Source organism: Pseudomonas baltica (genome assembly GCF_031880315.1).
In the GTDB taxonomy this organism is placed as follows: domain Bacteria; phylum Pseudomonadota; class Gammaproteobacteria; order Pseudomonadales; family Pseudomonadaceae; genus Aquipseudomonas.
On record NZ_CP134771.1, the window covers coordinates 3,688,745 to 3,706,346 of the forward strand.

Here is a 17,602-nt window from a genome sequence, read left to right on the forward strand (position 1 = left end):
GGCACAGGCTCCACCGGCGATGGACGCAGTTTCGGATGTACGTTAGATGCGTCTACATCGACTTGACCGAGACCACCTCCACATACCTGTACTTCTTCCGAGCAGCCTTCATAGCTTCTTGCTCAGCAAGTAGTGAGCTCAGCGTGTCGGCCTCATGAATCAGCTCATACATTTTCCCTTCAAACTCGTTCCCGACCCGAAGAGTGACCTTGAGCCTAGGCGTGAATGCTCTGGCCATTTTTTTCTTGGCTGCGGGAGCTGCTAACGGCTTCGTGAACACGACATCTGGCACCGGCTCCTGCACCGGAGCGGCGGGCAACTGATGTTCGGGCTGAGCCATACCGAAAAGGGCACGACGCATTTCTTCTTCTGTTAAATCAGCGCTCATAAACATCTCAATGGGGGGCAGTAAGCTATATGGTTTGCCGGGACGGCTACCGCAAGTGGCCGCCTGGAGCGTAGGTGAATTCAAATGCCCAAGTCGATCTCGAGACAGGAGCCTCTCCACTCTCGCGAAAGCAACTCCTTCGGCAGCCGCGTAATGAGCCCGTCCGCGAAGTCACTGGCGTGACGAGCGTACAACGTCACGATGCCTGGAACAGGGGGGCGGCCCGGCACGAAAGCTCCGACTCACTCTTGGGCAATTTTCAGTATATTCAGGACTTCCTGGCTAACCTTGTCAGTGGTCAGGTGCTCTATGACAGACCTAGGCGGAGGAGCGACATGGCTCCACATTTCTACAACCACCTGGAGCAGTCCGTCTGAGCCAAAATGCTCGAGGGCCATCTCCCATAATTGTCCCTCATGCGCCATAGTCAGGCGTGCCCTAGTCATTACGGAGTTTCAACAGCATGAGGCTCTTTCTAGATTCTGAATTCTCTCAGCTCAGCGCGCAGGCGAAGCTGATCTCCCTGGCTCTGGTTGGCCAGGATCGCCGGGAATTCTACGTCGAAGTGGTCGACTCGTGGCGAGAAGAAGACTGCAGTGAGTTCGTGAAGGAGATCGTACTGCCGCAGTTGTGGGGAGGTAAGTACGCCATGCCGATCATTGAGGCCAGAGCGGCACTCCTCCGGTTCCTGGCAACCTACGACGAACAGCTCGAGATCGTCACTGACGCCCCTGTCTACGACTGGGAGCTGTTTTGCGAGCTCGCCTATCACGATGGGAAATGGCCCAAGAACGTCAGAAACTTTCCTACTGATGCCACGACCCTGACAGCGACGAATGATGGGGAGGAACTGCCTCACCATGCCCTGCTAGACGCCAGGATCATCGCAAGCATGCTCACAGCTACAGCGTAACCATCTCACGCTCGATGGATTGCCTGAGGTGCTCAGGCATGTTGTTACAGACGTGGAAGTCGACCGGGACGCCCACCATGGCCTGGAGCTCATCCTCGAGCTCGGCGATGTCGAACAAGGAAATCTTGCCGGCCATTGCTGGATGAATGGTGGCGAGCAGATCGAGATCACTCCCTTCGTGATCATCGCCTCGAGCGGCGGAGCCGAAAAGTCTGGGCTCAATGAAGCCATAGGCCTCGATCAGACGCCGAACCTCCCCTTCCTTTCCTCGTATCGCGTCAGTGGGCCTCATACCTTTCTCCTTGAGCCACAGGCGCTCATCGATGCCCCCGGCGAATCAGCATTTTGGTGTCCGTCTTTCCGGAGCTCAAGCGGCTCGTTAGACTCCGTATAACGCCTTCGGCGACCACTATCTTGATCAGGGACGACAGCACTATGCCTTCTATGCGGCCCTCGCAGTACGCCATGCAGCAGCGCACCGACGGAGGGCCTTTTCTTCGGTTTGATCTCGAAGACACTGGGGCTTTGAGCGAGGAAGAACTCTCAGCCATCGAGTCAGATGAGGAGTACGAGTCCATCGGTGAAGAGATATATGGGATTTCTAGGGTCTATTACAGCGATGTCGCGTTGGCAGAGCATGAGCCAGGTTGGCACCTTCTGCTGGAGGTTGCACCGTCTTACCTGACCATTTATCCCATCAACCCTAGAGCCGAACACCCCGAGTACGGTCAGCCCCGATATCACGGAATCAGGTCGATCATCATTACAAGACCTGTCTATACACCGTACTCCCATCCAGCCACTCCTTACGAAGTAGATGAATTGCTCGACGGACTTCCGGAAGGGCTTTATACGGATTGGCGCTACGGCCTTGGCTTCAAGTACGAATACAGGTGCATCGTTCAGGCACTGAGCAGTCTAAAGGGGGTTGATACCATCGTGATACACGGTGGTACTGGTCATAACGATGCGAAACTCAAAGGCAACGAGTTTTACTTGGGCGTTGATCGTCTCGAGCAGCTGCGGAAAAGCCTGGATCGGTTAACCCAGCGCCACCAGCGGGAGACATTGTCTGACAAGAAGCTTGCCTGCTATACAAGCCTGCTTCATGAAGCTGCGCCTGAGCTCTATCCTCCACGCGCCAGGAAGCTGCCCCCAGACCTTCTCGCTAACTTGGTTTCTCTAGGATCCCTGTCGCCCCGGCTTTCGCCTAAAGATCAACAGCAGGCAGCCAAGCTGACGGAGCAAAACGTTCCTGCGCTTGCTAAATCTGCGCCCAACTCACTGTTCAATCTCAAGGCAGAAATCGAGCTCGTTACACTCGGAGAACTCATTGAGATCTATCGAAAAATGATGGACAACAAGGTAAGCGAACCTAGATGGCAGCGGTTCTTAAGTGAACACCCCTTCGTGCTCGACATGGCATTTGGGTATCCGGTCAAGAAGATTGCAGACCAGCCATACATCGGCGGTAAAGGCTTCAGTGGCCGGGGCGGTCAGTTTTCGGATTTCCTGATGGCCGCCAGAGCAACCGGAAATCTTGCCCTCATCGAGATCAAGCATCCTCAGACTGAGCTGCTCGGTCAGTCATACCGGCAGACATTCGTGCCTTCCTATGAGCTAGGCGGTGCAGTCGGTCAGATCATTAGCCAACGCAGCGTGCTTCAACGGGAGGTTTTCGGTTTGTCCCATGAGCTTGATGAGCGCGTTCACGCACACGCCGTTGCGGCAATCGTCATCATTGGTCGAACTCCCAGGGATCTGGCTAAGCAGCGTGCCTTCGAGCAGTATCGAAGCGGCCTGAAGGATGTATTGGTGGTGACTTTTGATGAGCTCCAAGTACGACTAGAAAGCATCCACCAAGCCCTCACGCCCAAGCCGCCGGTGGAGCCAGAGCCAATCCGCGAGGAAGATCTACCATTCTGAGCCTAGGGCAATCAAATTTGCGCCCCGTGAGCGATGCGCACCAATAATTAATTTCTGCTGCTGGCCGTTCCAGAGCTCGAATCTGATAACCAGTGACGGCTTGAAAACGATGCTCGGCCATCAACCGCAGATGCTCTAACTCTATCCCCTCGCCCCCCATTCGCTTCGGCCTGATGGTAGACCTTCAGCGCTACCACAGCCTCTGTGTACAAGGGGGGGGGGGCGGGCATGAGCACCTTGCTCAAATCTCTTTACGCGGTCTCTTCCTTCCGCCATGGCTAGGCCCGCACGCGGGGAGCGGCCCCCTCTTGCAGACCTGCAGCTGCCTGCCTTAAATTTACCGTCCTTCATGCTGGGCGGGCAGGCTGCAAGCCCCGGACTCTGAGGTTAGGACACGAATGAGCTCCACGATTCAATGGGAAGTCGAGCTTACTAGCGGCATCCCCATGTACTTGCATCAGCTTTCTGGCGAGAACGATAACAACGGCCATTTTTGGGTATGGGGAGGCGTCGACGATTACCTCGACTGCAAAAATGACCATTTCAGCTTCAGCTCCTCGCATTTCGACGATATCGAAGATGACCCTGATGTGGCCTGGCAGGTAGCGCACGAGCTTCTTTCGCTGTTCAACGGAGCTATGGCTTTGCTGTGGAAGCACCGTCACCCTTTCCAGATTGCGCGCCTTTTGCGTGAAGGCCGGAGCGTTAACTACGTCGAAAAGCGCAATCTGCACGGCCTTCTCGGTTCTCTCCCAGCCTCAGCGAAGCGAGGCAGTGATCGGGAAGACAGTGCGATAGTTTTTCGCCTTGTATCGCTTGCTTGCGAGTACCAAGACGCTTACCACTTGGTCAAGCTGTTCGAACAAAAGGATGGTTGGACTACCTACTACAAGATTCTCGAAACGATTGAGTCCTACACGGCCAAGTACGGCTTGACCGTGCCGGTAGACAAGAAGATCCAAAAAAGTTTTGAGCTGACTGCTAACAATTTTTCGATCAGTGGTTTCGGATCGCGGCATGGCTTTAAGCAGCAGGCGAAGGAAATCAAGACCGCTTCGCTGACTATCGAAGAAGGCTATGCGTTCATCAGTGGGTACGCAAAGCGGTATCTGTCCAGGCGGTTCGGCCCTGCACTTCGGGAGAGACCCACCCTGAGATAGTGACGTCAGCAAGTTGCTGGCCTTAAAGCTTTTCACCACAGCATGACGTCGCAAAGGGCACCGTTAAACAATGGTAGAGAATTTAATGCAGCCGACTCGGCGTTGGGATATACCGATCACCCGCAATACCCATGAACTCACGCAGGCTAAGCCGTCCGACCTCTAGCCTGAAAGTCGCTTCGACTCAACAGTATGGATGTCGTCCATGGCTACACACCCTCCGACGACGATGTTAAACCGGAGGTCTGAGAGCGGCGTCGGTACAGCTCCTTGACCCCGACCAAGGCATCAACATCAAGGTCACGCTGATGAGTATTGATGTACACATCACCGCTCTCGACCTGAAGAACGCAGATCGGCACCGCTACCTGGTTGAGTCCCATCGACAAAGACGTCAATTGCTCCATCTTCCAGCCCGAACCTTTGTTCATCCAGCCAGGTGTAACGACTTGGACGTCCTGAACAACCATGCTCTCATCCTGAGCAATGAGTAGCTCCACAAGGCGGGGCTCATCGCTGACCATCTCCTCAAAGGCTACAAATCGGCCCTCATGCCGGCGCTTGAGACTGACGTGATACCAATGCGTTGCGAGAGATCGTGAGACGGCGTGAAAGTGAGCTAGGCCATCGCCAAACATTCCAACGGGCCCAGCCTGATCTTGCATGCAAATCCTGAACATCTTGTTTCTCGTGTGAAGCAGGCTCATCAGGCGCACCTGCAGTTGACTTGAAGGGATCATTGTCTTGTCGCAAGCCGTTGCCTTGAAGCCTTACCAAGTGCTCCAACGAAACTTATGATTCTGAGCTTCGTCACATTGAGTTGCTGCGGACACCCTACCCAGCAGGGGCCGGTTGACGATCAGAAAAGGGAAAATATTGCGTCGATGGAAGACGACTTCCGGTGCCCAGGGCCGAGAAGAACGTAAACCGAGTTCCGCGTGGCGAACAGGAAGCCTTCTTTGAAGGTGGTGCCCATACTGGAGCGCACCCAGTTACCGGGTTCGAATCGTCTCTGTTCGTCGTGCACCACCTGGTGGGCAAACAGAAACATTGGCTGGCAGCCTGCGGCGACTACCTTTGCGTGCTCGGCGTCAGTGACCACGGCGTCCAGGATGATCCACTCTTCGACGACGCATAGTGGAAGGTGCTTATAGTGCCTTCTTGCCGCCTGCAGGGCGTCATCAAGGCAAAGCTCCGCGCCCATTAGGCTGACACCAGGATCGCCCAACAGACCGTCTTGAATGGGACTATCCACGTCCATCTCTCCATCCTCAGGATTTATCATAAATTGTCAGGCCGTGGTCGCTGTCAGCTCCCCCCTGTTGGCGTCGGGCCTGAAGAGAGGGACTGGAGCCGCCCCGATCTTTACAATAATACCTCATATTGATGTTTATCGGAAACCCAGTGGTATGGCTATATCCTGACTTTTGGCAGAGCCATGCATCTCAAAATCGCCTTAGCAGGCACCCTCAGGGCTCTACGCCTGAACAAACGCTTCCGGTATGAGAAGCTTTCGGATGCCAGCGCCAAGTCTAAGATCAGCGCTCTGGAGCGCGGTGAAACCAGCATCACGCTTGAGAAATTCGAAAGCCTGTCTGAAGCACTTGAGATAGATCCGCTCGCCCTGTTGACCTTGTGTATGTCCGCACGGCTGGGGACGCCATATCCTGACCTCTTGAGAAATGCACAAGAGCAGCTTCGAGCGTTTGAAGCTGATGGGGGCATGGAGCTATTAGCAGAGCAATTTGCCGATGGAGCTTTGATTCAGCGTACACGCGGAAAGCCTCAGAACCCTGAAAACCTCGACGCCGTCAGGAAGCTCATGGCAACCAGCATGACGCAGGCGCAGATAGCCCAAGAGTTGGGCTTGTCACCTAGCCTAGTGAATCGTCATTGGAAGCGGATTCTCACTGAGGATTCGGGTACATAAACCCAACCCAAAGAACCATTTGCTGACTGCCTGCAGTCAACACGGATTCGTAAAGCCCTTACCCATGGAATGGCTGATGTGAGGATAAAATATGGAAGACGGATCAATATCGATGCTTGACCCCCAGCTAGAGGCCATAAATTGGCCGGCAGACTTCTCCGGCCAGCAGCTGTTTATCCAGGGGGCGGATTGGCAGCATAATGCGATGCTGAACTTGTCTCACTTTCGCGCCGACCTCTATGCCTTTGCCTACAAAGATGCCGCTGACGGCCTTGTGGAGGCTATGGCTAATCGTCAGGTGCCACTGGATAGTGGCATCTACCCGTTGCTCTTTCTGTACCGCCATTCCTTGGAGCTGCAGTTCAAGCTCATGCTAAAGAGTGCTCGCGCTCTGACAGGCAAAGAGCCCAAGAACTACGACAAGCATCCGTTGATGCCTCTGTGGTCGGAATTGCGGCATCTGCTCAAGGATTTGGGTCTGGAGCGCTCTGACGCGAATGCTACCGCTGTTCACGAGTTCATTCGCCAGTTGGACAACGTTGACCCGGACTCGATGGCATTTCGGTATGCGACGACCAACAGTGGTAAAGACCATCTGCCAGACCTTACGCACATCAACATCCGGCACTTGCGCGAGGTGCTCAACAGCGTCTTCGTTTGGCTAAACGGCACGTACAGCTGGATTGGGGAGATGGAGCAGGGCCAGTCTTTCGACTGATCACCCAAGGTGTCATGCCCAGCGGCTCACCTTCATACTGAGCGTACTTTCTGGACAAGGTCTTACGCCAGAGATCACCACCCATGGCTACGACCTAGTCCGTTTTAAATGGTTTGAAAAGTTTTTCGGGCGCCAGGTATAGCTTTCCGCGAGTCCGTGAAAAGGCAACATAAAGTTTGTTTTTTGTCTGTGGGGGGAGCGCGGCAAGTGAGGATGTTTGGTAGATCTTCCAGTGCGTAGCGCCCAGCACAACGCACACATCGTTATAGTGGTCAAGGCCCTTGCTAGCCCCCCAGTTGTTAGACAGGCATCTGTACTTGTAATGCTCCTGGTAGAATAGCTTTACCACGTTGCCATCGGCGTGCACGGCGTTAGCATCCACTTGATTGGCCAGAGGAATGATTTCGGTTTCGTAGGTATGCTGTGACTGCATATCAATCTGCAGATGTGTTCGAATAAAATCACATACGGTGACACCACACCTCCAGCTTCGGCTCAGTGTTTCCTTGTCGACAGTCACACCCGCCTTTTGAAAAAGCTTTTCGTATTTCCCAATGTCAGCGTGTAGCGAGCTGTTCACATTTCCATCACGACTTGTGTCGAACGTATGCTGGTAGAAGTCTCCCACAAACAGCATTTCAACCTTGGCTTTCGCTAATGCCATCAGCAGGTTGAAATCATGACCTGCTAGGTCTTGAACTTCGTCGACATAAAACTCATCGTAAAAGCGCTCCATTCGCGCCATCACGTCAGGAATTGCATTAACGGCCTCTAGGAGCTTTGCGAGGCGATTATGGTAAACGCTGCCACTTGTAGTGGCGTAATACGCCTTATTGTCTCGTTTGAGCTTTAGCGTACGGGCGTGCGGAGCTCGAAAGCTGATTCCCCGAGTCTGCATATGCACCTGCAGCAGAGGGCGATAGCAGAAGCTATAAAGGAACGTGAAATAACTCAGCAGGTTGATGTTTTTTGGGACATGCCCGAACCGTTTGATGATGCTATCGCGCAAATGACGATAGTTGTTCTCCGTGTAGGTGATTATCAGCGCGCGCTTTTCTAGGCTCAGACGCTTCACTAGCAAGGTGGTCTTCCCTGACCCTGCCACAGCGAACATCACTCGTTTATCCATTGGATTGCCTCCGCGATGTAGGCAGGAACGGTGAGCTCGCCTGGCTTTCCCTTGAGCAGCTCAAACGCGGCTTCTGCCTTGTTTGCCAGCATGTATTCCAATGGAGAAAGGGTTTTTCGTCCTGGGCCGAAGACGGCCTTGCAGGTTTCCACATTGTCGTTGTGCAACCCTATTTCGAAGGTTGAACGGTCATTGTCTTTGTCGGCGAAGAGTTTGGCATTATCGGAAGCGAAGTCGGCGTAGTTTTCTACGCAGTTTTTCTGATAATCCTTGTCATTGTCTCGTATGGCTGCGACTCGAATTCCGAGCAGGTTAGCGAGCTCCATGTACCTTTTGAAGCTGGTTCCGCCGATGGAGATTATGTGAACGTCATCGACGTGCGGCAGGCGTCCATTTGAGCATTGCTTATAGAACTCTTCGACCAAGATGAATTCCGCATCACCTTCAACCAATATCACCTTTTTCGAAAGCGCGAACTCCAGGACATTGTTGTCCGGCGCCTTCATGAAGAATTCTGCGGTGTCAGGTGATAGGGCTTTAAGTGAGCCAGCAGCTGTATTCGGGCCGATCAGAAGGGCATGCCGAAGATCAAGCCTTGAACAGATATGACTGCTGTGGGTCGCGATGAAAAGCTGTGTGCTCTTGTTCTCGGCAAGCTTGGCGACGAGCGCTTTCATAGAGGAATGGCTGAGGTGGTTTTCGGGCTCCTCCAACAGCATTACATCCAACCCGCCTTGCTTGTGCTTGCTCAGCGCGAATTCGGTCTTGATGAAGCATTGCCTTCCTTTGCCGTGGTTCTCAAGCGGGATATTGTCTTCCGTGATGATTAGGTCAGTTTCCAGGTTCGACCGGATGCTACTCCGTACGTCAAACTGATACGCGGGTAGGTCAGCGTTGAGTGCTGCGAGATGTTGTCCTGTAAAAGCCTGCTTGCCTTGGCGGTACAGGTTCTCAAGCTTGTACCGGTCTTCTACGGGTGCATTGAAAGCGTACACGGCTCGAGTGTATTCACGAGATGCGTGGTCGCCATCAATGCGTGAACCGTCTAGCATCATGTGCTTAATGGGGCGGTTGAATGCTGCGTAGGGCCTGCCGGCAAACGTCTCAAACCGCACTGCGTAATATTCGAATGGGAAATTCGGTTGATCATCAGCCAAGATGGCTTGCACCGCTTCGCCATACTCGGTCATCACCGCAAGGATCATGCGCACGCCGTCAGTCTGGCGCTGGTGAGCATTGTTGGTTCCATAGAGGCTTTCGTCGTCACCTTCCTCTAGGAAAACGTCAACGATCAGCTCAGGTAGTTTTTCTAGGCTTTTCTCCCCGGCAAGGAAAGTATTCACCGAATCCTTGTTGAGCAGTGTTTCTGCGCCCAGAGCTTCAATGCGATTGCGACTCCCACCGAGCGCGAGGTCTAGAGCGAGCAAAATGCTGCTTTTCCCCGCCTCATTGTTGCCAATCAACACGGTCTTGCCAGGCTCGAAATCGAGCGTGAGAGATTTGAATTTTTTGAAATTCTGAATTATCACTTTCCTTATGATGTGCATGTCTATCCCTAAGCTGAAAAAGTCAAAAATGAGGGTGAACCACCTGACTTATAGAGTCAGGGGTAGTAACGGATTGCTAGCCAACACTTGGCCATCTGCAGCCAAACCTAACGTCACGAGAGGGACTCGTCTACCGGCGTTCACTTCTTCAAAGCACCCGCGAAATTTGCAGCCCCCCCCCCAAGATGTCATCAATTAATCGCTCAAACGCCGTAGCGCTTGTTACCTCCTGATGTAATGCAGTACCGACCACCGCGAGGCCCGATGCACACATTGCCCGATGAACAAGGACAGGCCGAGCCGTACGCAGGAATCTGCTGGCGAGCAGGCTGTACTGGCTGAGTCACTGGTTTGGGTTTCGAAACGACGTAGCAGCCCGACCCGCTGCACAGGCTTTTCAACGAAAGCCATTGGGAAGACTGACTATCAGTGCTGATGCGCGCCCATTCATTCCGGGTCTCGAAAACCTGAACCTTTTCCCCACGCTTCAGCTTCGAGACGACCTTACCGCCTGGTTGATCCCGGACATTGAGATTATCAGCACTTACAAAGTGCTCAGTCGCAGAGACAGGGGCCGGCGCCGAGGACGGAGTCGGAGAAATCCCCGCTAGCGTACTCGGCGTGTTCAGGGTGCTTGGTTGTACCGGGGCAGGAGGCGAGTCTTTCTTCCCCATTGCCCACAGGACGGCAAAAAGAATCAGGAGCGGGACAAACCATGACTGGGACTTCTTGCGCATATCCATTGCTCTCATTCAGCACGTATTACACGGCTGTCTTCCTGACCAACCTGACGTCATCACCTATTGCGAGCTTAGCCAAGCTTCCACTTTTTGCAGCCTGCTCAGCTCCCAAAGCTTGGGCTTGCCAATATTCAGTAGCTCGAGCAGCCGACTTCGCGCCTCAGGGGAAGGGAACCATTCCGCGACTTCTACATTGCAGTGTAGTGAATCGCTCAACGCCCACTTCACGACCATGTCTGCTGCGGATCTGTAGTAGCCAGCCATGAAGACCTTATTGTCCTCGACGAGCCAGCCGCGCTTGCTGAGCTGCTCGGTCGCGTCAGTGATGCCCGTGTCACCAAAAAACGCATCGGTATCTGGGTAGTGAATCCCTGCTAGCGACACTTTATATCCTTTGCCCTGGCTATTAGTTGGTTGAGGCCTACTACGGCGGTCTCCACAACTGCAATCAGCCTATCTTCCTCCCAACCCTCCTTCGCCGCAGCCGACAGGCCAAGCATAGTCACGGAGACATAGTCTACGACGTGGCTAGCAGCGGAGATGCCAGATGCTTCGAGAAACGCCATCACTTTTGCACGATTCTCGTCTGCGATTTGCTTAGCAGCTATTCCCGACTCAGTGGTTCCGGCCTTCGCATGCTCCAGAATAAAACAACCTCGGCGGTTCGGATGAGCGGCGTATGCATGCGCCGCAGCCCTAAGCATCTCCCTCAGTACAGTCTGCGGCGGTTTGTCTGGGATCAAGAAAGTGTCAAGTGGCACGACAGTCGCGGAGTAGTGCTTCAACGCATCGTTGAAAAACGCACCCTTGCTGCCAAAGGCCGTATAGAAACTCGGCGCAGTAATCCCTATCGCTTCGGTCAGCGCTGCGACGCTGACGTTCTCATACCCGTACTCGTGGAACAGATGCTGCCCGACCTGGATGGCGTCTGCTAGGACAAATTGGCGCGGTCGCCCACGGGATCGCTTATTTACGTTAATGGACATTACATAATCCGTTTACTTTGGGATTTATGAATACTATAGTGGTTGTTAACGTAAATATCCATGCTGTCAGGTTGCGCTCTGCACGGCAGCCAGTACGCCAATCGCGAGGAAAATTATGCAGCCCTCCACATCTCAAAGCCTGTCCGATGAGGCTCCTGCTAAGGGCCCCGGACTACCCATAGCGGCACTGGCTGGCCTAGCCGCCGCAGGCTTTCTATGCATCGTCACTGAGACACTGCCCGCCGGTTTGTTGCCTAGCATCGCCTCTGGCCTTCAGATATCTGAAGCTATTGCAGGGCAACTTGTCGCGATATACGCACTTGGATCGTTGTTGGCGGCAATCCCACTAACCAGTCTGACTCAAGGTTTGCGCCGCAGGCCTGTCCTGCTTGCAACGATCATCTGCTTCGTTGTCGGCAACACGTTGACCGCGATGGCTGAGTCAATCGGTGTCGTACTGATCGCACGATTCATAGCAGGATGTGCCGCAGGGTTGGCGTGGGGAATACTTGCGGGATACGCACGCATCATAGTCCGTCCCGAACAGACTGGGCCGGCAATGGCGGTCGCGATGGTAGGTGTGCCCCTGGCGCTCTCACTGGGTGTGCCGTTGGGTACGTTCCTTGGGAGCTTAGTAGGGTGGCGTGGGTCGTTCCTTATTCTATCGGCACTCGCTGTCATGTTGATCGTTTGGATCATCGTCAAAGTTCCCGATGCTCCTGGTCGAACCGGGGACAACCGCCCCTCGCTCACAGGCGTCATCAGAACCAAGGGTGTCCTGCCGATTCTACTTGTCATTCTGGCCTGGATGACTGCCCACAACATTCTCTATACCTACATTGCGCCGTTCTCTACTGCCTCGCAATCGCGAGTCGATCTAGTCCTGCTGGCGTTCGGAATAAGTTCGCTTGTTGGGATATGGGTAGTCGGGCGTTGGGTCGACCGGATGCTCCGCCTTATGGTGCTTTCAGCTATCGGTTCGTTCGCATTGACCGCTGTGCTCTTGACTATCGCTGGAGAGCATGGCGTCGCTGTCTATCTGGGCGCCGTCGTCTGGGGCCTGGGCTTTGGCGGCGCGGGCGCCATGATGCAGACAGCGTCAGCAGATGCCGCCGGCGATGGCGTCGACTTGGCCCAAGCCATGGTAACAACTGCGTGGAACCTGGCAATCGCGGCAGGCGGGGCTGTTGGCGGGGCACTCCTTACGCAAGGTGGTACGTCAATGCTGCCGCCTGCTGTCGCCATTCTTGCACTGCTCGCTTTTGTAATAGCACTGGCAGCACGTCGCTATGCCTTTCCCCCCGGTAATCGCGCTCAACAAGATCGTTGATCGTCCAATCATTTATCGTCCCACAAGGTGAAAAACATGAAGCTCCACGCAATTGCACTAGCCGTTGCTGCGCTCGCTATGGGTGTAACTCAGGCCAACGCAGCACAGACCAATCCTGTGCCGCCTTCAGCTGTCAGCGCCCAACATACAGAGTTTCCGATACCTGAAGGTTTTACCAGCGCCTACGAGACTGTTGACGGTGTGAAGCTGCATTTCGTACGTGGCGGTAAAGGTCCCCTTGTGCTGCTTGTCCACGGCTTCGGCCAGACATGGTATGAGTGGAATAGCCTCATGCCGCAACTCGCAGAACGCTATACGGTCGTAGCAGTCGACCTGCCAGGTCTTGGCCTGTCAGCGCCGCCGAAAACTACTTACACTGGAGTGGATGTTTCGGAATATCTGCACAAGCTTGCCAAGCGGATGAGTGCGGACAAGCCCTTCTACCTTGTTGCCCACGATATTGGTATCTGGAACAGCTATCCAATGGTTGCCCGCCATCCTGGGGACATCGTCAAGGCTGCGTTCATCGAAGCGACCATTCCTGACGACACTCTTTATTCGCTGCCAGCCTTTGTCGCGACCGGAGAGGCACCTGGATGGCACCACAGCTTCTTCGCAGCCTCGGGTCAGTTGGCCGACGCAATGGTCAAAGGAAACGAGCGATTGTTTCTGACGCATTTCATTCGTCATCATGCCAGCAACCAAGCGGTGTTCACTGACGAATTGGTAGACCGTTACGTGCGGTCATACTCTAAGCCCCAGACCTTCCACCACGCATTTGAATATTATCGTGCGCTTCCCCAATCGATTAAGCAGAACGAGGAGCTGGTGGCTACTAAGTTGACAATGCCTGTCCTCGCGGTTGGCGGTGGGGGTAACGGCGGGTTCGGTGCTAAGCAGCCTGAGAACATCCGTCGCTACGCCACTAATGTTGAATCCCACGTGTTGCCAGATTGTGGCCATTGGGTTCCAGAGGAGTGCGCTCCTGCGTTGAACCCTTTGATCAACTCCTTCTTGGATCGACCATAGGGCGGAATGCGTAATGTCTAACAATATACGTGGCATAGATCATATAGGAATCACGGTTCCAGATATCGAGGCAGCAACCCGGTTCTTTCACGAGGCCTTCGATGCAGCTATCGTCTACGACACGGTGGTCGATAGCCATCCGCGCCGATCCCCTGAAGAGCTTGCCGCTACGGTTGCCCTGAAAGAAGAGCAATTAATTGTGGCAACCCGCATGATTCGTCTTGGGAACGGTGCCAACATCGAGCTGTTCGAGATCGAAGGCGCGGCGCAGGGCGTTGACGGAATAGGCTCTTTGGGGCTCCAGCACTTCGCCGTCTATTGTGATGAACTGGGCTCAGTGCTCAATCGTGTCTTGGCTGCTGGAGGTACTCAGCTTCGCGGGCCAAACGCACTTTTTGGTATCGAAAAAGGGACAGGCAACTCTATGCACTACGTCCGAGCGCCATGGGGCTCGTTGATTGAGTTGATCTCCATACCCACCGCTACAGGGCCGAGCTGCGAGGTAGATCGCTGGAAACCTTCTTAAGCTAGACTTCGTCAAAATAGTCAGCTTGCAAGCATTGCAGCTCGTGCGAATATGGCTTTAAAGCTGTCCGCCAGCTTGCACCTGGAGACAGCATGACGGTCAGCGGGAAGCCATTACGGTCGCAGGCAAGCTGCATTTTGACGATTAATCTGCCTCGGCTACGGCCAAGGCAGTGGTGTTGTATCTGCTGGTTTACGGCACTTTAAGCCATGGCCGAACTCGGCAGCCATAGCTGTCAATTGAGCCCGAGAAAACGGAGAGGCGACGATCAGAGCAGGAACGCTGGTGGAAGAACGAGCCACCAAGTGCGCCTGTTCAACCCCCTTCAGCGTAAGAGGAATGGTCGCGTGATCCAAGCTGGCTACGCCGGGATTCGCAGCGCTCTTGCCGTGACGGATCAGCCCAACGAGCTTCATTGATCAGTAACTCGCATGGGATCGGGCTTCCGTTTTCTCTCCAATGATTGAGGACGACAGGCAGATCATGTCTGCGTCCTGTGGATCATTTTTTGGGCGGCGGAGGCGGTGGCGGAGATTTCGGAAGGTCTTTTCCGTGATCTTTAACGAAGCGCATTGGCGGGGGGGGAGGCGGCGGCGGCTTTTGATTGCTCATGCTTGGTAAGCTCCTGCTGGTGGGTGTAGAACGGAACGAATGACAACACCGAGAGAATCATGGTGAGGGTTACGTAATTCGATAACGAAACGAGTTTCGCACCGCGTTTATCGTTGTTCACCGTGTTAACGGTTGCCCCCTCAATGTAGTAGCTCAGAATGATCGCCTTGAAGTAGGTTTCTGCGTCATCGTCATTTTCTCCATGAACTGCGAAATGAGCCGTTGCCTCTGCTCTGTACCTCTCCAGCTCGGCCAACGTGGGCATCCCCCTGTCGAAGTCACGCAGTTGCCATGAAGAACGAAAGTAGTATGCGCCACAAAGCAGGCACAGAACGGCGCACAGGTACAAAATCCAAAATGCGACGCCAGCAAAACCGTCCTCTGAGCTTGGTGCTTTGCCCAGCATGTAGGAGAGAAATGAGAGTAGTACGCCTAGTATCGCAAGGGGGAGATTGAGTCTGGAGATGAGTTTTTCTTTGCGCTCAAGCTCGTAAAAATAGATTTTCTCGTAAAAAGCAAACCGTCCTGCGTCGTCCATGCAACCTTCCTTCTGACCCAGAGTGCACTGGCTCAATCATACTGTCAGCTGCCCAGAGCAGGAGCAACCAAACCAAGCCACAGGAGCTCAGAAGAAAAACTTCGGCGCCTGAGTGACGTTATCGTTGCTGAACCCTGCCAGGCTGGTTTCATGAGTTCCAATATTTTTGGACTGTGCTCCTAGCAAGCCCAAGCTTTTCCGCGATTGTTTTCCTGTCCAGGCCTTGCGCCTTCAGGGCTTTGACGCTTTCCGCATTCAAGGGCCGCCTAGGCTTTCCTTGAGAGCGCTTGACAAGCTTACCCTCGCTGAATTGTTCCTCTACCAACGCCCACCCTCCGGTCTCTTCGAATTCCCTGACTTTTAGGGCGGTACGCTGCAAAACCTCCGACGGAAGCTCATCGCCCTGGGCTGCAATGGCCAAGGCAACCATCGTCAGTAGATCGTGACCGAGGTATTCAGCGATTTCATCGAGCTTCTCCAGCGTCGGATTTGCTCGTGCTTGCTCAAGCATTCCAACGTAAGTCCTGTGGGTTGCCCCTGCTAGTTCGTCGTAGCTCAAGCCTTGATGAGCACGCGCTCCACGCAACGCCGCCGCTAGGGCCTCTTTCAGCTGCATGAACCATACCCCCAAAACTGAGGATAGAGCCACGGCTGGCGTGTTCCGATAAACAGATCATAATGATATTATAGTGACATGTCGTTTGCCAGGCGGCCGTTTGTTCACGGTGGCGTGATGTGAGGACTGGCATAGCAGAGGAGTCTTGGCGACCACCACGCTCATGATGTTCATGAACCGCGTAAGCCAGCCCGCAGTCGTCATCAAGCAGCTTCCTGGCATCAATGGGATCTTTTTTTCGCGATAGCAGGGATAGTTAGTAATGAAGTTTGATTGTGTGAAATTCGCCGGAAAGGTCGACTATGTAAGGTCTGTAAATCTTATAAATGGTGGTCACAAAATCCTAGTTAGCATTGATGGCGCGGTGATTCCGAACCTCCAGGTCTCCAACAAGCTCTACGAAGAACTAGAAGCAGGTGAACCTGCGACCCTCTATGGAATTTTCAACCGGAGTAAGAAAAAAGAGAAAAATCATGGAGTGCTCTACGGCCTCACCCAGCGCGGTGAGAAAATATTTGATACCAGTCAGCGGTTCAAAGTACCTGTCGCTCTTGCAGGATTTGCAGTCATCGCGTTTTGCCTGATGTTCGTAATTGGGTGGGTTCCGTCTTTGTTTGCTCTGGGACTGCTGTTTGGGCCTGACCCGGACGTGTTCTCCAGCGCTACTGTGCTTGCGGTAGTGGAAGGCAGCTTGGCTGCGCTGTTTTTTCTTTGGCGCGCTCAGGTGATGCTAAGCGCAACGGCGAATCCAGAAGGTTGGGAAAGCATCGAGCCTGCGACACTTTCCAGTCGCTTCAGTAAATTCCATAAGTAGCCAACCTGTCGGTACGCTGGGGTACGTGCAACATCGTGCCCCACTCGCTAGAAAGCGCGGCAGGAATCCCGGATTCGCAGCGTCAGACCTCCTTCCCATGAGAGCATCTAGCAAGCGGAGCGCGCAGGCGTGCAGGATGAGCGCCCGGATGGACGAGACACGGCTTGCTGTGGCTCGGTTCACGCCAGCCATCCGCCGTCAGGCGGCACGCTATTCCCGCTGCTCAGCTTCGAACCATCTCAGAGGAATCTGCAATGACCAGTAAGGAGCTCAGCGAGCTTGAGAGAGCAAGACGAAGGGCTCTCTGGGCACTTGCCAGCCTCCATCCTGGTGATTCAATGGCACTCGGTGTCTTAGCCATCCTTGACGATCTCGACGACCAGGAGCGAAGCAGCACAGCCTTCGTCCATGAGCCACTCGATCTCAACAAGATTCGTCATTCTGCCCCGGTGAAACGCCATCACTCCGGCACCGATATAGTCTTGGAGCAAGAAATCCCGCAGCCTTGGAGAGAGCGCTTTCTGCAAGCCAGCGTTGGATCAACGCGACTCCCCGAAGGCCCATACGCGCACGACTGGCAGAAATTTCTAGTTGAGTGGGAGCGTGAGATGCAGCATCTGCAAAATCACCGAGTAGCACAGACGCTAGCGGCTATAGCGATTGATCGGCATAGCTGAAAATCGCAGCCTTTCAACAGGAG

The 17,602-nt window shown here is 54.0% G+C and carries 22 protein-coding genes; 10 read left to right on the forward strand and 12 right to left on the reverse strand.

Going from position 1 to position 17,602, the window contains the following annotated elements; all coding sequences use genetic code 11:
* Positions 1-52: 52 nt before the first annotated feature.
* On the reverse strand, positions 53-388 hold the full coding sequence (locus tag REH34_RS16425) for a hypothetical protein (RefSeq protein ID WP_311968474.1): 336 nt from the start codon (positions 386-388) through the stop codon (positions 53-55).
* A gap of 463 nt (positions 389-851) precedes the next feature.
* On the opposite strand from REH34_RS16425, the gene REH34_RS16430 reads away from it, so the two are divergent.
* The gene (locus tag REH34_RS16430) at positions 852-1,301 is read left to right on the forward strand and encodes a 3'-5' exoribonuclease (RefSeq protein ID WP_311968475.1); all 450 of its coding nucleotides are present in this window, start codon (positions 852-854) and stop codon (positions 1,299-1,301) included.
* On the opposite strand, the gene REH34_RS16435 is transcribed toward REH34_RS16430, so the two are convergent.
* Entirely contained in the window at positions 1,291-1,593 is a 303-nt protein-coding gene (locus REH34_RS16435) for a nucleotidyltransferase domain-containing protein (protein WP_311968476.1), read from the reverse strand. The two genes, REH34_RS16430 and REH34_RS16435, sit on opposite strands and share 11 nt — an antisense overlap.
* Positions 1,594-1,766: 173 nt before the next feature.
* Here REH34_RS16435 and REH34_RS16440 point away from each other — a divergent pair, with 173 nt between their 5' ends.
* Complete coding sequence (locus REH34_RS16440; protein ID WP_311968477.1) at positions 1,767-3,227, forward strand: Shedu immune nuclease family protein; 1,461 nt, start codon at positions 1,767-1,769, stop codon at positions 3,225-3,227.
* 398 nt (positions 3,228-3,625) lie between these two features.
* Entirely contained in the window at positions 3,626-4,387 is a 762-nt protein-coding gene (locus tag REH34_RS16450) for a hypothetical protein (protein ID WP_311968478.1), read from the forward strand.
* 209 nt (positions 4,388-4,596) lie between these two features.
* On the opposite strand, the gene REH34_RS16455 is transcribed toward REH34_RS16450, so the two are convergent.
* Both REH34_RS16455 and REH34_RS16460 read right to left on the reverse strand, forming a co-directional pair.
* Positions 4,597-5,067, reverse strand: coding sequence for a hypothetical protein (locus REH34_RS16455; protein ID WP_071489521.1), 471 nt, complete (start codon positions 5,065-5,067; stop codon positions 4,597-4,599).
* Between the two features lie 179 nt (positions 5,068-5,246).
* Positions 5,247-5,642 carry a DUF6957 family protein gene (locus tag REH34_RS16460; RefSeq protein ID WP_311968479.1) on the reverse strand — a complete coding sequence of 132 codons (396 nt, stop codon included), beginning with the start codon at positions 5,640-5,642 and terminating at the stop codon, positions 5,247-5,249.
* 183 nt (positions 5,643-5,825) lie between these two features.
* Between REH34_RS16460 and REH34_RS16465 the strand changes: the two genes are divergently transcribed.
* Complete coding sequence (locus tag REH34_RS16465) at positions 5,826-6,317, forward strand: winged helix-turn-helix transcriptional regulator (RefSeq protein ID WP_311968480.1); 492 nt, start codon at positions 5,826-5,828, stop codon at positions 6,315-6,317.
* A 112-nt stretch (positions 6,318-6,429) separates the two neighbouring features.
* Entirely contained in the window at positions 6,430-7,035 is a 606-nt protein-coding gene (locus REH34_RS16470) for a hypothetical protein (RefSeq protein WP_311968481.1), read from the forward strand.
* Positions 7,036-7,129: 94 nt separating this feature from the next.
* Here REH34_RS16470 and REH34_RS16475 read toward each other — a convergent pair whose 3' ends face one another.
* From REH34_RS16475 to REH34_RS16495, 5 genes are all read right to left on the reverse strand, one after another.
* A complete protein-coding gene (locus REH34_RS16475; protein ID WP_311968482.1) occupies positions 7,130-8,164 on the reverse strand; it encodes an AAA family ATPase in 1,035 nt (344 codons plus the stop codon).
* Positions 8,149-9,711 (reverse strand): AAA family ATPase, encoded by a 1,563-nt coding sequence (locus tag REH34_RS16480; protein WP_311968483.1) that lies wholly within the window; start codon positions 9,709-9,711, stop codon positions 8,149-8,151. Before REH34_RS16480 ends, REH34_RS16475 begins: the two co-directional genes overlap by 16 nt.
* A gap of 203 nt (positions 9,712-9,914) precedes the next feature.
* Positions 9,915-10,463 (reverse strand): SH3 domain-containing protein, encoded by a 549-nt coding sequence (locus REH34_RS16485; protein WP_311968484.1) that lies wholly within the window; start codon positions 10,461-10,463, stop codon positions 9,915-9,917.
* A 48-nt stretch (positions 10,464-10,511) separates the two neighbouring features.
* A complete protein-coding gene (locus tag REH34_RS16490; RefSeq protein ID WP_311968485.1) occupies positions 10,512-10,835 on the reverse strand; it encodes a hypothetical protein in 324 nt (107 codons plus the stop codon).
* Positions 10,826-11,437: a TetR/AcrR family transcriptional regulator gene (locus REH34_RS16495; RefSeq protein ID WP_177055565.1), complete on the reverse strand. Its 612-nt coding sequence runs from the start codon at positions 11,435-11,437 to the stop codon at positions 10,826-10,828. The genes REH34_RS16490 and REH34_RS16495 overlap by 10 nt, the downstream gene beginning before the upstream one ends.
* A gap of 115 nt (positions 11,438-11,552) precedes the next feature.
* Between REH34_RS16495 and REH34_RS16500 the strand changes: the two genes are divergently transcribed.
* The 3 genes from REH34_RS16500 to REH34_RS16510 are packed head-to-tail and all read left to right on the forward strand — an operon-like array spanning position 11,553 to position 14,322.
* Positions 11,553-12,767, forward strand: a complete 1,215-nt coding sequence (locus tag REH34_RS16500; protein ID WP_074908471.1) for an MFS transporter — start codon at positions 11,553-11,555, stop codon at positions 12,765-12,767.
* A 36-nt stretch (positions 12,768-12,803) separates the two neighbouring features.
* Positions 12,804-13,796, forward strand: a complete 993-nt coding sequence (locus REH34_RS16505) for an alpha/beta fold hydrolase (RefSeq protein WP_200994539.1) — start codon at positions 12,804-12,806, stop codon at positions 13,794-13,796.
* A 13-nt stretch (positions 13,797-13,809) separates the two neighbouring features.
* Positions 13,810-14,322 carry a VOC family protein gene (locus tag REH34_RS16510; RefSeq protein WP_074908470.1) on the forward strand — a complete coding sequence of 171 codons (513 nt, stop codon included), beginning with the start codon at positions 13,810-13,812 and terminating at the stop codon, positions 14,320-14,322.
* A 158-nt stretch (positions 14,323-14,480) separates the two neighbouring features.
* Here REH34_RS16510 and REH34_RS16515 read toward each other — a convergent pair whose 3' ends face one another.
* The 3 genes from REH34_RS16515 to REH34_RS16525 all read right to left on the reverse strand — a co-directional run bounded on the left by REH34_RS16515 (position 14,481) and on the right by REH34_RS16525 (position 16,088).
* Positions 14,481-14,738: a phosphoglycerate mutase family protein gene (locus tag REH34_RS16515; RefSeq protein ID WP_311968486.1), complete on the reverse strand. Its 258-nt coding sequence runs from the start codon at positions 14,736-14,738 to the stop codon at positions 14,481-14,483.
* A 143-nt stretch (positions 14,739-14,881) separates the two neighbouring features.
* A complete protein-coding gene (locus tag REH34_RS16520; protein WP_236249947.1) occupies positions 14,882-15,472 on the reverse strand; it encodes a hypothetical protein in 591 nt (196 codons plus the stop codon).
* A 148-nt stretch (positions 15,473-15,620) separates the two neighbouring features.
* On the reverse strand, positions 15,621-16,088 hold the full coding sequence (locus tag REH34_RS16525; protein WP_311968487.1) for a helix-turn-helix domain-containing protein: 468 nt from the start codon (positions 16,086-16,088) through the stop codon (positions 15,621-15,623).
* A 262-nt stretch (positions 16,089-16,350) separates the two neighbouring features.
* On the opposite strand from REH34_RS16525, the gene REH34_RS16530 reads away from it, so the two are divergent.
* Together REH34_RS16530 and REH34_RS16535 are read left to right on the forward strand one after the other, a co-directional pair.
* Complete coding sequence (locus REH34_RS16530) at positions 16,351-16,902, forward strand: hypothetical protein (RefSeq protein ID WP_027981117.1); 552 nt, start codon at positions 16,351-16,353, stop codon at positions 16,900-16,902.
* A gap of 254 nt (positions 16,903-17,156) precedes the next feature.
* Entirely contained in the window at positions 17,157-17,579 is a 423-nt protein-coding gene (locus tag REH34_RS16535; protein WP_071489356.1) for a hypothetical protein, read from the forward strand.
* Positions 17,580-17,602 lie beyond the last annotated feature (23 nt).